Origin of the sequence: Algoriphagus sp. oki45, assembly GCF_036245605.1 — a bacterium.
Taxonomy (GTDB): domain Bacteria; phylum Bacteroidota; class Bacteroidia; order Cytophagales; family Cyclobacteriaceae; genus Algoriphagus.
Map to the genome: position 1 here is coordinate 889059 of NZ_BTPC01000002.1, position 18789 is coordinate 907847.

The window sequence follows — 18789 nt, forward strand, 5'->3', positions numbered from 1 at the left end:
GATAGAAATTAAAGCGCGGCTTCTCCGGTATCGTTGTTTCGGATTCGGTAAGCTTCCAGGACGTCGTAGATGAAGATCTTTCCGTCACCCACTTCTCCTGTTTTCCCTTCCTTAAGGATGCATTGGATTACACTTTCGGCAAGTTCGTCAGGGACTACGATTTCCAGCTTGGTCCGTGGGATATAGGCGGGTTCATAGGGGATGCCACGGTACATTTCCAGACGTGCATGCTCAAAACCCATCCCTTTGATCTCATAAAATGAGAGGAATTTCACTCCCATTTTGGAGACACAGGTATGGATTTGATCAAATCGGGAGGTCCGGATGATCGCTTCAATTTTTTTCATTTTGTCAATAGGTTAAAAGGTTTTTTGAGATTATGGCATGAAAGTAAGATAAAAATTGAATTAAAATCAAAATAGGGTTTAAAAAATACCCTATGGAGAATGAAAAAATGTTCCGGAATCGATTTCCGGTTTTTTCAAACACTTATTTGAATATAAAATCTCATGGTTTGTGAGAAAATAAGTAAAAAATGAAACCAGCACCTTCTTTCTGGAGGATGTTTGGTCTTGGGAGATAAACTTCTAATTTTGCCCGCGATTCAATAAAAGACATGACTCAAAAACCAACACTCCTCGTATTGGCAGCCGGTATGGGTAGCCGCTATGGAGGCAATAAGCAGATTGACGGTTTCGGCCCAAATGGGGAGACCATTTTAGAATATTCGATTTTTGATGCAATCCGGGCCGGTTTTGGCAAGGTGGTTTTTATCGTTCGGGAAGAAATCCTGGAAGTAGCCAAAGAAAAATTCCTTCCCAAACTGGAAGGAAAAATCGAAGTGGATTGGGTGATTCAGTCGCTCGATAGCTTTGTACCTGCCCACCTGAAGCAAGCTGATCGGGTGAAACCTTTCGGGACTGCCCATGCTGTACTTTGTGCCAAGGATGCAATCAAAGAACCCTTTGCAGTGATCAATGCGGATGACTTCTATGGAAAAGAGGCCTTTGAAGTATTAGGCAAGTTTCTCTCTACCGAAGTTCGTCCGGACCTGCATGCCATGGTAGGCTATGCGATTCAAAATGTCCTTTCCGAAAACGGAACCGTCAGCCGCGGAGTCTGCGAAACCAATGCCAAAGGACAACTGATTGGCATGACCGAGCGCACCTCTATCTCCAAAGAAGGAGATAAGATCCTCAGTCGTGGAGAAGGAGAAGTTTTGGAGATTGCCGAAAATACTCCCGTGAGCATGAACTTTTGGGGTTTTCACCCGGATGTATTTGCGGATATCGAGCAAATGTGGGAGGAGTTTTTACCGGCCAATCAGCACAATCTGAAATCAGAGTTCTATATTCCTACTGTAGCCAATAATCTGATCAAAGCGGGTAAAGCAGCCTTTGAGATTCTTCCGGGAGGAAGGGTTTGGTTTGGGGTCACTTATACCGAAGACCGGCCGGTGGTCATCGAAGCTTTAAAAAAGCTGCACGAGTCAGGCGAATATCCTACCCAATTATGGTAAAAATAAAGAGGCTTCGGCCTCTTTTTTAGTTTTTAACTTTTCCCTTTTCCACTTCAAAAAAGGCTACCTCGGCGTCCAGTCCTCCCAAAATACCTTTTGATCGCTCGGGTGTAAAATATGCACAAGAGTATTAGGAGACAAAGGCCTAGATTTTTCGTAAAAAAAAATCATAACTAATCATTATTAAAAAAATATAATAAATTAATTAATTTAGGAAAAAAAATACTGTCAAATATTTGCTTAGTTTTTCATGTTTTTTTTTTTTGAATAATTGAAAGCTGCAGCAGCCTAAATAATGTATTCACTGAAACTCGGTGTCTTAATTTGTTAAACAAAAAAATTTTCAAAACCATGAAAAAAATCAAAGTTTTAGCTGTCTTATTTGGCATTTCAGTCGGAATTGTGAACCTATCCTTAGAGTCGAACGCAAAAAGTATTGGCAGTACCATTGGTGGGATAATTGATTGTCCGCTTTCTGGAAAGCCTTGTTCGTCTGACGCAGATAGTGATCAAAAAGAAAGATGTAAAATATCTGTAGGAGCAAGTCTTACACCTCGTGGACCTGCTCCGTCAGTATCTTGTTCTGAGTAAGATTCAACAAGTGCAGGGCATTCAAAGCCCTGCACTACAATAACTCTGGTAAATACCGAAATAATGAAAATCTGTAAAGTCCTATTTTTCTTTAGTATTCTTTGGTCTTGCGTTCAAAAGGAAGACCGAAATTCTAGTGAAACTAAAATTTATAGTAAAAAAGAAATAAATTTTGACGGAAGAATAAATAGATATTTCGTTGATGACAATTCAATACACATCGTAGGATCACCATACGAGATAATCAGAAGTTACAATGACGATGGATCACTGATAAAGGAAACAGGAAAAAAGGGTCCAGCAAGCTGGGAAATAAGCTCAGTTTGGTGGTACGATGAAAATGACAGTATTTACACCATCTATGATTATGGGAAGAATCTGATCAATCGATTTGATTCTGAAACCGATAGTTTACTCCTCAGCTATAAATTTGCCTCCCGATCAAATGTAATTAAATACGATATTAATAAATTCCTATCCTCACAAATAAACGAAAAGGGAGAGTTTGAATTCGTTTTGATTGATATATCAGACGGAACCTACAAGAAAAGTTTCCCAATAAATGACATGCTTGTTGCCTTAGGAGTGGAAGAAAAGAAAGATTTGGATTTTTTATTATATGGAGACTTTGCAGGTAGTCAAGAAAGCCCTGAAATCTTTATTTATTACTGCTTGAATGCCCCTGTCTTTTTTAGGATTGATTTGGAAAAGGAAACTGTTCAGTTATTTAAAGATTTTAGATATGAATTTATGCCAGAAGTTTACAGATCTGGCAATAATGTTGTGCTCAATCCAAATCAGAATTGGTTTGTCTCAGGGACTATAATTGAGAATAAAATTTATTTTTTGACCATAGAACGAAATGAATATTACGTCGAAATTGATTCTAAATGGTTTTTAGATGTATACGATCTGAATAGTGGTATATATATGGAAAGTATTCTTATTGAAAGATCCGAAGACGAATATTTTCCATTTGAAATTAAAAGTAGAAATAATGAAATAATAATAGGTTGGAATTTTGAGAAATTGAAAATTTATGAATTTGGTAAGTAAAATTTCGCATATATCTCGCGAGACATTAGATTATATTATACTGATTTTCAATATATCTTCATTGATTATATTGTTCGTAAAGTTTGAAGAATTTTCAAATGTATTTTTAAGGAGTAGTCATCAATTACTTTCTGAAAATTATAAAATCTGTTTGATTTTTGTAATTATTTTGCTTTCTTTATCGATCGTTTTCTTTTTTTATGATAGGACAAAAGTTTATGGTTTATTTTTAATTTTATTATTTTCTTCCTCCTACAGCTTATACTTGTATTATAATCTATATATTTTATATGATACCTGTTCCTGTCAATCTTTATTCTCTTTCATTTCCTTAAAAGAGAATTTTCAAATTTCTTTATTAATTGTAACGCTTTGTATTGTTTCTTTGATACTTTCAAACAGTGATAGAATTAAATCAAATAAGCAAGCGCTTTAAAAAAAGCCAAGCGCTCCAATCGGTCTCTCTGAAGATTGAACTGAACGGGAAAATTTATGGATTGGTAGGGCCCAATGGAAGTGGGAAAACAACATTGATTTCCATATTGTCTGGATTTATCTCTTCAGATTCGGGGTCTATCAGTGGAATACATAAGGATACGCTTGGCAGTTTCGTTGGAAATGAATCTTTCTTGGATCACCTGACCGTAGAAGATTGGTTGGAATTTTTGCAGGAATTGAAAAACCTTAAAACTGAAGAATCCACAGTCTCGGAGTTGTTAACTGTGTTAAAGTTAGAGGAAGAAGCTGATAAAAAGATCAAATCGCTTTCTTATGGACAAAAACAAAGATTAGGAATAGTTTCAGCCATAGTGGGTAGGCCAAAGCTTGTTATTTTTGATGAACCGCTTAATGGACTTGATCCGTCTGGCGTTTTTCTTTTCAAAAACACGCTTTCCTGGCTGATTCAACAAAAAATCTCAGTGATTTATTCCTCTCATCGTTTGGATGATTTGGCAAATTATTGCAATCATCTATTCCTTCTTAATAAAGGAAAATTATTATTTGACGGGGATTTTGCTTCATTTCTTAAGCTGGGGAATGGTAATATTGAGGAAAGTTATCACTCACTTGTATTATGAGTTTGCTAAAAATCTTCTGGTCGAATTGGTTCAAAAGTGATTTTGTTAAAGGGTACATCCTTTGTTCCGCTTTTCTTATTCTGATTATAAATTTTTATGTATTCTCTTTTGAAAAGGACTTGATTTACCGGTTAGGCGGTTCTTTCAAAATACCCTATGTTTTCAATTTACTTTTTGCACTTAATTATCCCTTTGTGTTTTTATTTCCTTTGCTGATGGGGTATGTTTCAGGAATAAAAGATCGAGGTGGCAGTTTTTTGCGGTATATCCTCTTATCAGGGATAAGTAAGAAACAGCTTTTCATCTTTTTTCAGAAGAATTTGATTATAGCAACCTTTTCATTGACCTTGCTAATCCTTTTATCGGCCTTGATTATTGGATTGGATGAAGGGGTATTTCCAAAAAAAATAACAATCCTTGAAATTATTTGGCCATTTCTTTTCTTTGTACAAGGCATCGCAGTTGGCAATTTCTTCTTGCTGATTTTACTTCTTTCAAGAAGCCTGCTTAAAACCATATTAATCACTTTCTTCTTTGCTTTTTTACTTGAACCACTGTTGGTTTATACCACAAAAGAAGCCTTTGATCTATTTTCATACCTTCCTTTCCGAACGATTAATAATCTAACTTTTGTGCAAGGAATGGAGTTTACCATTTCGAGCACGCCCAGCCGATCATTGAACTTATTGATTGCTTCTTTATACCTTTTTCTTTCTTTATTCTTAAATCTGAGACTGTTCAAAAGATTTAGTGTTTAAAGGAATCTACATCAAATTTTTATGGAAAAAATCATTCAATCTCTCGAAGGATATATCTAAGAAGATACTTTTCCCTTTTCCACTTCAAAAAAGGCCACCTCGGCGTCCAGTCCTCCCAAAATACTTTTTGATCGCTCGGGACGGGCGTCGGTTAGAAAGGAATGCTTAATTGCCTTATGAATGGCTTCCAAGAACAACTCCCAAGTGAAATTGAAATCAAATCATTGGGTTGAGCTTTACTTGAAAAAGGAAAATCATTTTGAGAACTTCAAAAAACTCTATTTAAAAGATTTCTACCTTGTTAGATCAGTCAGTAATCTTATATCTTCACTATTTTTGTATATCAAAGAAATTTCAGGAAAATCCATCAAACAATTTTTATCATTTGGTTTTGCATAATAAATTTCAATTGGTGCAAATTCCCGAAATTCCAATTCTGTTTTTCTTCTAGAAATTGTGTTTATAGAAATTAAATAATATTCTATTTCATTTTTTACTAAGCTATCAACTAATGATAATGCAGTTAGTCTGCACTTTTCACAATATCTTTCATCATATATAAGGTATATTCCATCATTGAAAAATAAATCACATTTTTCCTCTTTACAAGAGAAAAGTATCATAAGTGATAAAATATTCATCTTCCAAGATTTTTTCATAATTTAAAATGTTTAATCCATCTTTACTTACAAAAATATTTGTTTTAACATAATTTCCATATCCTAAATAATATTCCTGTTTAAAATTTCTTGAGGAATCAAGAACTATTATTCCTAGAGGTTTCGTTCTTGGTTGTAAGTAAGGGTTTAATTCGTCTTCATTAACAGGATATTCAACAATACGGTAATATTGATTTCTATATTTATCATAAATCACATTTCCATAGTTTAAGGAATTCATAAATATGGAAAATTCTTGAGATTCATGTTCTGGAATCACCTCGTCAATCGTTTCTACGATATGTCTTTTGGGATAAGTTGTCGTAGTTTTGCATAGAGTGGATGAAATTTTTTTTGAAATATTGTCGAAAAAATGAAGTGAGTCTAAAAGGGAAAAGGAGTAAATTATCCCAAGGTCAATAGATTCTTGTGAAACGAAATTTTGGTAAAGGGGGTAGACTTTTTGACTATACTCTAATGGAAAGCTAATACATTCTTTAACTTCCTGATTGCTTTTAAGGTCATAAATATATTGAAAGCAAGATTTTTCAATTTGCTTATATTCAATAGGTGAATGATATAGGGAAGGACTATATGAGGTTGGAGAGGTCATATAAATTCTCTCGCCTTTTAGAATAATTGTTGATTGATTTGTGGCTAATGGAATTCTTCCTCGGTTTTCATTTGAGAAATTCAATCGATATATCTCACTTTCACCTCCCCTCAAGTTTGTCAGATAAAAATGTGTTATATTCTTTGGCAAGAAAAATATTGAATCTTGACTTAAATAATGAAAATGATGTGAGTCTTTAATACCATTTGGCCCTTCTTTTTCAAATTTAAATTTACTTCTTAAATCTTGGGTTTCTATATTATAAGTATAAAGGTTGTAGGAAGCTGGGCTAAAAACCATTAGCATTTCTTCACCGTTTTCTTCAATGAATTGTATCGAATTTCCGAAATTTGCAATCTCATTATCAAGTTGAAATTTTAGAGTTTTAACTTTCGAGGGAATTGCTAGATCTTCTTTGGAAATTTGACCTTTGCATGCGCATAAAAGAAATAATATTAGCAAATGTTTCATGGGTTTTTTAAAAATAGAATTTAAAAAGGCCTCAATTTAATTTAGAGGCCTTTTCAATTAATTTAAGGGTTTTTAGGGGTGCAGTCAGGATTTACTTCAAAAGCACATGCACTTCCAAAATTAACACAATAACAGGCATCTTCTTCAATTATCATTGCGGCGTTATTCATAGATGAACCGCACACAATGCACCCTTGAGCTTTTGCAGGCTGATACCCGGCAAAACAAATCCCTCCCAACAGAGACAGGGAAATTCCGAAAATTTTTAGGTTTTTCATGATATATTAAAATTTGAACTTGAGATGAAGTTAAAAAATATGTATATCCGCAATGACACCAGTAGCCAAATAAGTTCTTATTGACAGTTAGTGACAATTGCTTTAGTTGGGTTTCAACTTGCTTTAAATTAGGTCAAAATAGACGGTTTTGACCATGAACATTATCAATTTCATTAATCGGTTTCCGGACGAAGCTTCCTGCGTTGACTTCATCAAAGAACAAAGAATCCGGCAAGGGATCATTTGTAAGAAGTGCACTGGTCTCAAACACTATTGGCTTGAAAACAAGCTCTCTTTCCAGTGTGCCGCCTGTGGGTTCAGAACCAGCATCAAGAGCGGTACAGTCATGGAGAGCAGCAACTTACCGATTAGGATCTGGATGATGGCTATCACATTCATTACCGCTACCAAGAAGGGATTCAGTGCCGCTGAACTCCAAAGACAACTGGGGATGAAGCGTTATGAACCGGTTTTCAGAATGTATCACAAGCTCAGGGCTGTCATGGGAAAGCGTGATGACCGCTACAGACTTGAAGACATGGTTGAATACGATGAAGCTTTTGTGGGAAAGTCCACCAAAGCCCAAGTCCGAAGCAAACTCAAGCGAGGCCGAGGTACTCAAAAACAGTCAAAAGTGGCTGTGATGGCCGAATCGACTGTTTTAGAAGACCCTGAGTCGGGAAAGTTTGCTAAGAGCTGTAGGTACTTCAAAATGAAGAAAATAAAGAACTTGGAGGCGAAAACAGCACAGGCTTTAATCAAGGAATACATTGATTCAAACGCTGTACTTCAAACAGATAAGAGTACCACCTTCTCAGATCTGAGTGATTGTATAGATGTCCATGTCAGAGAAATCTCTGGAACCAAAGAGGGCAATTTTAACCTCAAGTGGGTTCATATTGCCATCAGTAACTTAAAGAAACACCTGCAGACATACCATATGATAAGCGAACGAATGATGCAGAACTACCTGGATGAATTTTGCTACAAGCTCAACAGAAGATACTTTGGTCAAAAACTGTTTGACCGACTCATCATTGCTTCGATTTACCCATACTGGTATGATTGCGGATAATCATTTTAAAAAAAAAAAAAATCAGGAAACCAAACTTTTTTTAAAAAATCATTCAATTTTTCGAATGGTATATCTAAGAAGATACTTTTCCCTTTTCCACTTCAAAAAAGGCCACCTCGGCGTCCAAAGCTCCCAAAATACCTTTTGATCGCTCGGGACGGGCATCGGTCAGGAAGATCTGCCCGAAAGTGCCCCTGGACACCAATTCCATCAACTTGGCTATCCGCTCATCATCCAGCTTGTCAAAGATATCATCCATCAGCAGGAGAGGTTTTTCACCTTTAGCCTTTTCAAAAAGCCGAAATTGGGCCAGTTTAAGCGCAATGGTAAAGGACTTTTGCTGTCCCTGACTGCCGATTTTCCGGATGGGATGTCCCTCGATCTGAAAGTCAAAATCATCTTTGTGAATCCCTGCATTGCTGTTTTTGGTGGCAAAGTCCTTTTGCCGAAGGCCGGTAAAGTAGCTTTCAAAATCTTCTCTTAGGACTTCGGTCTCATAGTTCACGCCAATGGTTTCTTCTCCGGAGGAAATCTGCTCATAAAACTGCTGCAAGACGGGAATCATCTCCTCCAAAAGTGCCTTTCTTTTTTCTCCCAAAATACGACTCAGCTGAATAAGCTCCCGGTCATATCCGCCCAATAAAGTCAGGTCTCTGCGTCCCGTCTCTGCAAACTGCTTGAGCAAGGCATTTCTTTGCTTGAGAAAATGATGGTAGCGAATCAGCTGATCGAGATAGGTATTGTCCAGTTGGGAAATCAATCCGTCGAAGAACTTCCGCCTTCCTTCACTGCCGCCTTTGAGCAGTTCGGTATCATCCGGAGCGATCATCACGAGGGGGATCATGCCCACATGATCAGCGGTTTTGGCATGGGCACTTCCGTTGACCCAAATCTGCTTTTTCTTGCCTGCCTCAAAAGAGCATCGGACTTCTACCTGCTTCTGATCGATCCGGTATTTGCCGATGATGGAAAAGAACTCCTCCCCATGATGGATATTCAGGGTATCGCTGCTCTGTATGGCACTTTTGGTCAGGGAGAGGTAGTGAATCGCATCCAGGACATTCGTCTTGCCGCTTCCGTTGAGTCCGACGAGGCAGTTGATCTCCGGGCAAAACTTCAGGCTGGTTTTCAGGTGGTTTTTAAACTGGATCAGATTGAGTGACTCCAAGATCATGGAAGCGGGAATTATTTGAATGGCATCCTGATTTTTAGGTCGGGATTGCTATATTTGGGGCCTAAAATAGCATATTTTGATTCAAGCGATATGGCAAAGAAAGCGACAGCAACCAAGTCCAAAGTAAAATATTCCAAGGAAACCTATGCTTTTTGGTATGAAAGCATGCTTTTGATGAGACGATTTGAGGAAAAAGCGGGACAACTTTACGGTCAGCAAAAAATCCGTGGTTTCTGCCACCTCTACATCGGACAGGAAGCCTGTGCTTCTGGAGCTATCACGGCCCTGACCAAGGACGACAAGTGGATCACAGCCTATCGCTGCCATGCCCATCCGCTAGGCTTGGGTACCGATCCGGGTGCAGTGATGGCGGAGCTTTTTGGCAAAGCCACAGGCACGACCAAAGGCAAAGGCGGATCCATGCATATTTTTGACAAAGAAAGAAACTACATGGGCGGACACGGGATCGTGGGTGCTCAGGTTCCAATGGGCTTGGGTATCGGTTTCGCTGAGAAATATGCCGGTACAAAGAATCTCTGCATTTGCAAAATGGGAGATGGAGCTGTTCGTCAGGGTGCCGTTCATGAGGCTTTCAACTTGGCCATGCTTTACAAGTCCCCGGTCATTTTCGTGATCGAAAACAACGGATATGCCATGGGAACTTCCGTGGCTCGTACCTCCAATGTGACCGAATTGTACAAAATCGGAGAAGCCTACGATATGCCTTCTTTCCCTGTGGACGGGATGAATGTGGAGGCAATTCACGAAGCTGTAGCTGAAGCTGCCGAAAGAGCAAGAAGAGGAGATGGCCCTACGCTGTTAGAGTTCAGAACCTATCGATACAAAGGACACTCCATGTCCGATCCTCAGAAATACCGAACCAAAGAGGAAGTAGAAGAATACAAGCAAAAAGATCCCATCGAGCAGGTCCTTCACACCATCAGGGAAAACAACATCATGACCGAAGAGGAAATTGATGCGGTGATCAAAAAAGTGAAGAAACAGGTAGATGATGCCGTGAAGTTTGCAGAAGAATCTCCTTGGCCTGACGGACAGGATGCCTTCAAGGACGTGTATGTTCAGGAAGATTATCCTTTTGTGATGGAATAAAATCCCTTCCCAACCAAAGAAAGCCATGAAGTCTTTCCTGCTTCATGGCTTTTTTGTTTGGGCTTGTAGATTTGATAAAAACCGTATATTTGCGACCGAAAATTGAGTAACATGGCAACGAAGCAATCGAAAAAAGCAGCTGAAAACGAACTTTTGGAAAATCCGGAAGTGATCGCAGAGCGAATCGGAAGAGGTGAAGCTTTTTTGAAAAAAAATAGCAAAGTATTGGGTGGCGTATTGATCGCTGCCATCGTATTGATCGGAGGAATTCTCTTTTTCCAGATCAACAATCAAAACCAAAATGAAAAAGCACAGGCTGAAATGTTTCAGGCCGTTTATTTCTTCGAGCAGGACAGCATCGAGTTTGCACTCAATGGTGACGGAATCAATAAAGGTTTCCTTTCCATCGTAGAGGATTATCCAAGAACTGACGCAGCCAACTTGGCTAATTTCTACATCGGTTCCATCTATCTTTCTGAGAGAAAATTTCAGGAGGCACTTACTTACTTAGAAGATTTCTCTTCCGATGACTACCTAGTGCAATCCAAAGCCTATTCCCTGATCGGTGATGCCAATTTGGAATTGGGAAATACGGATGCCGCTATTTCTAACTATACGAAGGCAGCACGAACCAATGAAAACAAGTTCATGACTCCGAAGTATTTGGCAAAATTGGCCGTGGCTCAAGAAGAAGCAGGTAAGATTGCTGATGCTATTGCTACTTACACCGAAATCGAAGAGAAGTATTTTGAGTCGTATGAGTATTCCGCTGCGCGAAAACATAAAGCACGCTTAGAAGGCCTTGCCGCTAAGTAATGCTTCTGTATACAAGCATACTAGAGGAGTAGGGCCCGGGGTCTTACTCCTTTTTGTTTTTATTTCCAGTCTTTAAAATCAAATCAACCTATGGCAACAGCCAATAAAAGCCTGAGCGATTACAGCTCCAAAAATATTCAAGATATCTCCGAGAGGAAGTTTGCCATCGTAGTATCCGAGTGGAATGAAGATGTCACAGAGGCCCTCTATTCAGGAGCTTACCAAACACTTCTTCAACATGGCGCAAAGAAGGAAAATGTCATCCGCAAAAATGTACCAGGGTCTTTTGAGTTGAGCCTTGGCGCCCAGTGGTGTGCACAGGATGAAAGCATCGATGCAGTAATCTGTTTGGGATGCGTGATTCAAGGGGAAACCCGCCATTTTGACTTCATCTGTGATGCAGTCGCCCATGGGATTACCAATGTCGGCTTGAAGTACAACAAGCCGGTGATTTTCGGAGTTCTCACTCCGGACAATCAGCAACAGGCTTTGGACCGTGCCGGAGGGAAGCATGGAAACAAAGGTGATGAAGCAGCCATCACTGCCATCAAAATGCTCGGACTTTAAGTACCAACCTATTTCCTATTTAATCCAAAATCCATGAAAATCATGAAGTTTGGCGGTACCTCTGTGGGCCGCCCTGAGCGCATGCATCAAGTTAAGGACTTGATTACCCGAGGCGACGAACCTACCATCGTGGTGCTATCCGCACTTTCCGGTACCACCAACGCCCTGGTAGGGATAGGTGAAGCTTTGGCTGCCGGAGATAAATCGCTTGCAAAGGAGCGAATCGACACTTTGCATGCCCACTATCTGGCTTTTTATCCTGAATTGCTTCAGACGCCAGGAGCCAGAGCACAGGCAGAGGAGATTATCCGGGAGCATTTCGAATTTTTGAATATTCTGCTTAAGATTTCCTTCAATGAGGCGATCAACCGGGATATCTTGGCTCAGGGAGAAATGCTTTCCACCAAGCTTTTCTACACTTTGCTCGGGGAGTTGGAGATACCTGCGGTGTTTCTTCCAGCTTTGGATTTTATGTCTATCGATGAGAATTCTGAGCCTGAATTGCCGAAGATTTCAGAAAAGCTAAAGGCTATTCTGGCGGAACATCCTCAGGAGAGGCTCTTTATCACCCAAGGGTATATCTGCAAAAACCACCGAAATGAGGTGGATAATCTGAAAAGGGGAGGAAGTGACTACACGGCTTCGCTTGTGGCTGCGGCGATTCATGCTTCGGTCTGCGAAATCTGGACCGACATCGACGGTATGCACAACAATGACCCGAGGATCGTAGACCGAACCCGCCCCATCGCGGAGCTTTCCTTCGATGAAGCGGCCGAATTAGCTTATTTCGGAGCCAAAATCCTCCACCCGGCATCCATTTGGCCGGCTCAATTGCACAATATCCCCGTCAAACTGCTCAATACCATGCAGCCTGATGCCGGAGGTACACTCATCAAGGCCTCTGTTGAAACTACCGGGGTAAAGGCCATTGCTGCCAAGGACGGCATCACCGCCATTAAAATCAAATCCAGCCGAATGCTCTTAGCCTACGGTTTCCTGAGAAGGATTTTTGAGATTTTCGAGAAATACAAAACCCCAATTGATATGATCACGACTTCCGAGGTAGCCGTGTCTGTCACTATTGACGATCTCAGTCATTTGGATCAGATCCTGGAAGAGCTAAACGCTTTGGGTTCGGTGGAAGTAGACCGAAATCAGACCATTATCTGTATCGTGGGGAATATGGTCTCCGAGACCAAAGGAGCGATCAAGTCGGTAATGGATTCCTTGGTGGACATTCCGGTTCGGATGGTCTCCTATGGAGGCAGCCGTCACAATGTGTCCATTCTAGTAGATGCACAGTATAAAGTTCAAGCCTTAAAAAGCTTGAATGAAGGAGTGTTTAGCTGGTAGGAAATTGGAAGGTTGAAATATTTCAACATTAGAAAATTGATGGATAAAGAGCCGGATTTCTCCGGCTCTTTTATTTAGAATCTTTCTTAGTACTTTTGGCCATGCAAAATGAAAAGCAGGGATTTCTCCAACGCCTTCAAAACAAATGGAAATTAGACAGCCTCTTCCAAGTCGTGATGGTTTTGGTGGTATTTGCCTGTACTGGATTTACCATTCTTTTTATCAAAAACCCGCTTTTGGATTTTTTTGGCGTGGAAAGAGGAGGAGGTCAAGGATTTGTGAATACTTTGCTCTACTTACTTTTGGTGCTCCCCTTATATCAAATCTTTTTGCTGATCTATGGGTTTATTTTCGGGCAGTTTAAGTTTTTTTGGGAAAAGGAAAAGGAAATCTTTCGGAGAATCGGGAAGCTCTTTGGGAAAAAGTAAATGCGATTGAATATCTAGCTTTTTATTTACGATTTCAGAATTACGATTTACGACATTCAAACGTACTCCCTTTACCAATGTAAAATCCTAACCCTGGAAAATCATGAGTGAGGTTCTTAAAAATGTCGTAAATCCGAAATCTTAAATCGTACATCAACTAATCCGGCTCCAGTTCGTAGCCGTTTTTTTCTGCTGCCTTACTTGCCTCAAAATGGCTGAATTATTGGGTTGGCTTAGCTCCGGATCATTGGCCAAAAGCTGCTGTGCGGCATCTCTGGCCAATGTCAATAAAGGGGCATCCTTGCTCAGGTCTGCAATCATCAAGTCAGTAATCCCGCTTTGTTGAGTGCCCATCAGGTCTCCGGGACCCCTTAGCCTCAAATCCACATCCGCGATTTCAAATCCGTCATTCGTTCGAACCATCGTTTCCAATCGGATTCGGGAGTCTTTGCTCAGTTCGTATTTGCTCATCAGGATGCAATAGCTCTGCTCAGCCCCACGGCCGACCCGACCCCGCAGCTGATGCAGCTGGGAAAGCCCAAAACGCTCCGCATTTTCGATGATCATCACCGAGGCATTGGGCACATTCACCCCTACTTCAATTACCGTGGTCGCTACCATAATTTGGGTTTCTCCTTTCACAAAGCGCTGCATTTCGTAGTCTTTGTCTTCCGCTTTCATGCTTCCATTCACGATGCTGAGATGATACTGAGGGAAAGCCCGAGAAATGCTCTCAAACCCATCCATCAGGTTTTTCAAGTCCATTTTTTCGGACTCCTCGATCAGAGGATAGACGATATACACCTGCCGGCCTTTTTTGACTTCTTCGTTGATAAAGCCAAAGACTTTCAATCGATCCTTATCGTATCGGTGCACCGTCTGGATGGGTTTTCTTCCAGCCGGTAATTCATCAATGACCGACACATCCAAATCTCCGTAGAGGGTCATCGCGAGCGTTCTCGGAATTGGAGTTGCAGTCATCACCAATACATGCGGGATAAATTCCTCATTTTTTGCCCAAAGTTTGGCTCGTTGAGCTACGCCAAATCGGTGCTGCTCATCGACGATCGCAAGCCCGAGATTTTGAAACTGAACCACATCTTCCAGCAGCGCATGGGTCCCGATCAGGATTTTCAACTCGCCACTGAGCAACTCCTCATGGATGATTTTGCGGGCTGATTTTTTGGTCGAGCCGGTGAGCAAGGCGATTTTCAATCCCATCATTGCGGCATATCCTTTCAGCCCATCATAATGCTGATTGGCCAAAATCTCCGTCGGAGCCATCAGACAAGCTTGAGCCCCCGAGCTGATGGCAATCAGCATGGAAATAAACGCCACCATGGTTTTTCCGCTTCCCACATCCCCTTGGATCAGTCGGTTCATCTGCTTTCCCGATTTCATATCGCCGTAAATCTCCCGAATCACCCGCTTTTGGGCATTGGTGAGCTCAAAGGGAATGTGGTTTTTATAGAAATCGGTAAGAAGGTCTGTGTTTCCCAAGGATTGTCCGCGAAACTTTTCCGTGCGGGTGACCTTCATCAGCAAAAGGCGCAGTTGGAGGTAGAAAAACTCCTCAAATTTCAGGCGTTTTCTAGCCCGATGAAGCAATTCAGGATTTGTCGGAAAATGAATTTGACGGACAGCCTCCCTTTTTTCAATGAGCTGGTATTGCTGAAGAATATCGGAAGAAAGGGTTTCCGGGATTTGGCTGTAAACCAAAGGCACCAATTGCTCCAGAATCCGGGAAATGCCTTTGGAATCCAGGAATCTCGCCCGGAGCTTTTCAGTGGTGGAATAGACTGGTTGGAAATTGTTTCGGGTTTCATTGGCAGCAGTGACCGGCTCCATTTCCGGATGGGCCATGCTCCATTTCCTTCCGTATTGGGCAGGTTTTCCGAAAAAAATATAAACTGCCCCAACAGGAAGCTTTTTCTGTACCCATTGAATTCCCTTAAACCATGTCATTTCCATTTCACCCGTCTCATCAAATACATGGGCTACCAAGCGCCTTTTTCCTCCGGCACCAACCAGTTCCACAGTTTTGATTCGGGCAATGACTTGGACATTTTCCAACTCGTCGTTTAGCTCCCGGATTTTGAAAAATTTGGTTCGGTCTTCGTAGCGAAAAGGATAATGCTGTAAAAGGTCCCCGTAAGTGAAGATATTCAGCTCCTTGTTAAGCAATTCGGCCTTTTGCGGGCCGACGCCTTTGAGGTACTCGATGCGGGTATCAAAAATGCCTGACAAGGGAACTGGATTTTGGGTTTGGCAAAATAAATCCAGGCCCGTGCATTTCCCAAGGAAATGAAGCCAAATGTCAGGCTAGTCAGGAATACCGGTGATCTTTTTCCAAATCTCTTGCAGTTGAGGACGTAGGGATTGCTGGCTTTGGAGAAAAAGCATCTGATTTTTGGCCCGGTGGAAATTCTGCTCCGGATAGCTGACCCGGTAATAGATATTGCCTTGCAGATGATCGGTGAAAAACCTCAGTCCCATAATCAAGGTCATCACCTCGCCCCCGAGAAGTATGGATTTACTTTCTTTCGGTGTGGAAAAGGAATGGATGCTTTCCCAATAGCCTCGCAGCAGTTTTTCAAAAATATCGGGAATCAGTTTTAAAGACGCCCATTCAGTGGAGGTTTCAGGAAGGCTGCAGGCCACAGTCCGGACCAAATCTCCAAAATCATACATCAGATAGCCTCCCATCACCGTATCCAAATCGATCAGGGCGTTAACTTTTTCAAGATTTTCGGAAAAAATCAGGTTGTTGATTTTGGTGTCGTTGTGAGTAACACGAAGGGGCAGGTGCTGGATTTGATCCAAATACCAGTCAATCAAGGGTTTTTGGGATAGGTAAAAGTCTCTGAGTGCTGTTTCTTCCGGAGTAAGGGCCTGCTTATGGGCCAGAACACTTCGGAGTTTTTCGAAGCGGAGATCCAATCGATGGAAATTTGGGATGGTTTCCAGAAAATTTTTGGCGTCCAGATTGATACAGGCTTTGGATAACATCCCAAAGGCCCTGGCTGCTAGGTTTGCTTGAAAGGGGTGGGATATCTGTTCCAGTGTTTTCCCCGAGACAAAGGGAAAGAGGCGGTAAAGCCTTTCCCCAAAAAGCTCCAAGGTGTAGCCATTTTTACTGATTAGAGGAAGAGGCAATACAAAGGGCAATTTTACACCTACTTCCTCCTCGGACAGCATCATTAAATTGTGCTGTATCCGATCTGGGAAAGGGAAAACCTGACGGTTATATTCCTGAAGTACAAGGCTGGAAGTATCTTTTAGATTTACTTTATAGGTGCCGTGAATCAACCCATGACCCAAAGGAGAAAAATACTCAATCCGGGAAGGCGGGATTCCAAACTTTTCCAAAATCTCTGATAGCATTGCCTTATTCATCCTGCAAAGCTAGATTTTCTGGAAAGGATGTCGATGTAAGTCAAAAAAAAAGGCCGGATTTTTCCGGCCTTTTGTACTCTTTTCCATCAATTTTGGTAAACCGTAATTTTTCCGTCTCCCTCAGAACTTACCAAAAGTAGGGGCCGTCCGTTGGGGCTGTCAGATGCAGGAATAAACAATAACCCCTCAGGAGCATCATGCGGGGTATCCCCAGGCATATTCGTTCCATCCAGAACCTGTAGAAATCTAAGGCTGGATGCACCGGTAAGTTCATAGACCATCACCGCATCCGAACGCTCCAAACCTACAAAAAGAATATTTCTGCCACGGATATTTCCTACCTCTACAGCTTCCGGCTCCACGCCCTTATTGTCGCTTCTCGTATCGTCATAGCGAGAAGGTCTAGCCATGAGCAAGTCTTTTTCGAGATCCTTGTAATCCCTGATCATCATTCCGGTTCTACCATTCCAAATGGTGAAAGACCTAGCTCCTATTCCATAGATTTCGTCAAAGTCCCCATCTCCATCTGTATCTCCAGCCGTGATTGTAGCCGTGTATCTTCCCAGATTCTCGTCTTCCTGAAGAATGGCTGCATCGGGAAATGCCACAGGGTCCAATTCTAAATCTTTGACTCTTTCCTCTTCTTCAAATCCTTCATAATCCCGTGTGTCTCCTTCGTTTGCAGTAATGAGGAAAGTATTTGACCCCAAACCGTAGGAGGCTATTCCATCGGGCATGAAATAGGCCAAAACTGGCCAATTTTGGAGATTTCCGATTATACCATCACGGTCACTTGCATCCATTTCATTTCCGGGCAATTGATGATTTTTTGTGCCCATAGGGAAAATGTCAGTTATTTTTTTGGTTCTGAGATCCACCTTGGCAATTCCATTGTTCTCTTGAAGTGTCACCCAGGCAGTTTGAGAAAAAGCATCTATGGTGACGTATTCAGGCTCGATATCTTGGGCAAAAGATGCGTTGGGACCAAAAATTCGAAATCCATCCTGTTCCAACTTACTTTTTTGAGATTCAAAGCTTGCAAAGTTCAAGCTGGTCACCTGATACCCTGAAAAAACGTCAATGATGGATACCGAACCTTCCGGGTCTATCGTATAGTCATCATTTGGCTCTCCTTCATCTGCAGTCACGATGTATCGACCGTTGGGACTGAAAGCTACCATATCAGGAAGTGCACCTACCGTCACGACAGCTTCCGGAGAAGAAAGGTCATCGGTCTCGAAAATCACCACTGAGCCTGGATTGGTTTTTGGATCTGCCTCCACTGCTATGGCAAGAAGTCCATTTTTGACCGCAACTGAATTCACCCCTCCTCCAAACTGAAGGATATCAATAGGACTCAAAGGAACTATGGAGCTGGGATTCGAAAAATCGAACACGTCTACCGTAGAGCCTGAACTGTTATTGACCACAAATAATCGGTCTGTTTCAGGATCAAAAGCTGAGATTTCTGCAGCGCCTTCACCACCTACATTAAATTCGGAGATTTTTGCAAATGTAAAGTTTACCGGTCCCGGTCTTCCTGGTCTTTCGCGACAGCTTGCCAAAGCCAAAAGTGTTGCGGCAAGGAAATAGATTTTTCTCATGTTAAAATTGGTTTTTGTGAATACTTAAATGATTCCAGTTAAAAATAAGGGACTATGGCCCATTAGTCTTTTTGAAGTCTGTTACCTTTTAATTAAAAAAAAGAGTAATTAAGATGATGAAAATCAAAGGTTTGTTATCTCAAGGTTATGTGATTTTACAACGATTGGATTTTCTTCTTAAAACTACATGCAAAGTTTTGAGTGCTTCGAAAACATTGATTTTATTGATTCAAGGCATTTAA

General features: G+C 41.1%; 19 protein-coding genes. 11 read left to right on the top strand and 8 right to left on the bottom strand.

Annotated features, from left to right (window positions below; all coding sequences use genetic code 11):
* Window positions 1-8 precede the first annotated feature (8 nt).
* Window positions 9-347, bottom strand: a complete 339-nt coding sequence (locus AAA942_RS13425; protein WP_338220792.1) for a P-II family nitrogen regulator — start codon at window positions 345-347, stop codon at window positions 9-11.
* Between the two features lie 269 nt (window positions 348-616).
* On the opposite strand from AAA942_RS13425, the gene AAA942_RS13430 reads away from it, so the two are divergent.
* The 5 genes from AAA942_RS13430 to AAA942_RS13450 all read left to right on the top strand — a co-directional run bounded on the left by AAA942_RS13430 (window position 617) and on the right by AAA942_RS13450 (window position 5003).
* Window positions 617-1519 carry a nucleotidyltransferase family protein gene (locus AAA942_RS13430; protein WP_338220794.1) on the top strand — a complete coding sequence of 301 codons (903 nt, stop codon included), beginning with the start codon at window positions 617-619 and terminating at the stop codon, window positions 1517-1519.
* A 351-nt stretch (window positions 1520-1870) separates the two neighbouring features.
* Window positions 1871-2110 carry a hypothetical protein gene (locus AAA942_RS13435; RefSeq protein WP_338220795.1) on the top strand — a complete coding sequence of 80 codons (240 nt, stop codon included), beginning with the start codon at window positions 1871-1873 and terminating at the stop codon, window positions 2108-2110.
* A gap of 63 nt (window positions 2111-2173) precedes the next feature.
* Window positions 2174-3166 carry a hypothetical protein gene (locus AAA942_RS13440; protein ID WP_338220796.1) on the top strand — a complete coding sequence of 331 codons (993 nt, stop codon included), beginning with the start codon at window positions 2174-2176 and terminating at the stop codon, window positions 3164-3166.
* Window positions 3167-3567: 401 nt separating this feature from the next.
* Complete coding sequence (locus tag AAA942_RS13445; protein ID WP_338220797.1) at window positions 3568-4245, top strand: ABC transporter ATP-binding protein; 678 nt, start codon at window positions 3568-3570, stop codon at window positions 4243-4245.
* A gap of 194 nt (window positions 4246-4439) precedes the next feature.
* A complete protein-coding gene (locus AAA942_RS13450; RefSeq protein ID WP_338220798.1) occupies window positions 4440-5003 on the top strand; it encodes a hypothetical protein in 564 nt (187 codons plus the stop codon).
* Between the two features lie 293 nt (window positions 5004-5296).
* Here the strand turns inward: AAA942_RS13450 and AAA942_RS13455 are convergent, their stop codons facing one another.
* The 3 genes from AAA942_RS13455 to AAA942_RS13465 all read right to left on the bottom strand — a co-directional run bounded on the left by AAA942_RS13455 (window position 5297) and on the right by AAA942_RS13465 (window position 7024).
* Window positions 5297-5644, bottom strand: coding sequence for a hypothetical protein (locus AAA942_RS13455; RefSeq protein ID WP_338220799.1), 348 nt, complete (start codon window positions 5642-5644; stop codon window positions 5297-5299).
* A complete protein-coding gene (locus AAA942_RS13460; protein ID WP_338220800.1) occupies window positions 5607-6746 on the bottom strand; it encodes a DUF4221 family protein in 1140 nt (379 codons plus the stop codon). The genes AAA942_RS13455 and AAA942_RS13460 overlap by 38 nt, the downstream gene beginning before the upstream one ends.
* Before the next feature lie 62 nt (window positions 6747-6808).
* On the bottom strand, window positions 6809-7024 hold the full coding sequence (locus AAA942_RS13465; RefSeq protein WP_338220801.1) for a hypothetical protein: 216 nt from the start codon (window positions 7022-7024) through the stop codon (window positions 6809-6811).
* Window positions 7025-7178: 154 nt separating this feature from the next.
* On the opposite strand from AAA942_RS13465, the gene AAA942_RS13470 reads away from it, so the two are divergent.
* On the top strand, window positions 7179-8099 hold the full coding sequence (locus AAA942_RS13470; protein ID WP_338220802.1) for an IS1595 family transposase: 921 nt from the start codon (window positions 7179-7181) through the stop codon (window positions 8097-8099).
* Between the two features lie 73 nt (window positions 8100-8172).
* On the opposite strand, the gene recF is transcribed toward AAA942_RS13470, so the two are convergent.
* Entirely contained in the window at window positions 8173-9273 is a 1101-nt protein-coding gene (gene recF / locus AAA942_RS13475) for a DNA replication/repair protein RecF (RefSeq protein WP_338220803.1), read from the bottom strand.
* A gap of 90 nt (window positions 9274-9363) precedes the next feature.
* On the opposite strand from recF, the gene pdhA reads away from it, so the two are divergent.
* The 5 genes from pdhA to AAA942_RS13500 all read left to right on the top strand — a co-directional run bounded on the left by pdhA (window position 9364) and on the right by AAA942_RS13500 (window position 13547).
* On the top strand, window positions 9364-10383 hold the full coding sequence (gene pdhA / locus AAA942_RS13480) for a pyruvate dehydrogenase (acetyl-transferring) E1 component subunit alpha (RefSeq protein WP_338220804.1): 1020 nt from the start codon (window positions 9364-9366) through the stop codon (window positions 10381-10383).
* Window positions 10384-10494: 111 nt separating this feature from the next.
* The gene (locus tag AAA942_RS13485; protein ID WP_338220805.1) at window positions 10495-11199 is read left to right on the top strand and encodes a tetratricopeptide repeat protein; all 705 of its coding nucleotides are present in this window, start codon (window positions 10495-10497) and stop codon (window positions 11197-11199) included.
* 90 nt (window positions 11200-11289) lie between these two features.
* On the top strand, window positions 11290-11766 hold the full coding sequence (gene ribH, locus AAA942_RS13490) for a 6,7-dimethyl-8-ribityllumazine synthase (RefSeq protein WP_338220806.1): 477 nt from the start codon (window positions 11290-11292) through the stop codon (window positions 11764-11766).
* 33 nt (window positions 11767-11799) lie between these two features.
* Window positions 11800-13119, top strand: coding sequence for an aspartate kinase (locus AAA942_RS13495; RefSeq protein WP_338220807.1), 1320 nt, complete (start codon window positions 11800-11802; stop codon window positions 13117-13119).
* A gap of 101 nt (window positions 13120-13220) precedes the next feature.
* The gene (locus AAA942_RS13500; RefSeq protein WP_338220808.1) at window positions 13221-13547 is read left to right on the top strand and encodes a DUF6787 family protein; all 327 of its coding nucleotides are present in this window, start codon (window positions 13221-13223) and stop codon (window positions 13545-13547) included.
* A gap of 153 nt (window positions 13548-13700) precedes the next feature.
* Here AAA942_RS13500 and recG read toward each other — a convergent pair whose 3' ends face one another.
* The 3 genes from recG to AAA942_RS13515 all read right to left on the bottom strand — a co-directional run bounded on the left by recG (window position 13701) and on the right by AAA942_RS13515 (window position 18547).
* Window positions 13701-15794: an ATP-dependent DNA helicase RecG gene (recG, locus tag AAA942_RS13505; RefSeq protein WP_338220809.1), complete on the bottom strand. Its 2094-nt coding sequence runs from the start codon at window positions 15792-15794 to the stop codon at window positions 13701-13703.
* Between the two features lie 75 nt (window positions 15795-15869).
* A complete protein-coding gene (locus tag AAA942_RS13510) occupies window positions 15870-16943 on the bottom strand; it encodes a phosphotransferase enzyme family protein (RefSeq protein WP_338220810.1) in 1074 nt (357 codons plus the stop codon).
* An 86-nt stretch (window positions 16944-17029) separates the two neighbouring features.
* The gene (locus tag AAA942_RS13515; protein ID WP_338220811.1) at window positions 17030-18547 is read right to left on the bottom strand and encodes a choice-of-anchor I family protein; all 1518 of its coding nucleotides are present in this window, start codon (window positions 18545-18547) and stop codon (window positions 17030-17032) included.
* Window positions 18548-18789: the final 242 nt, after the last annotated feature.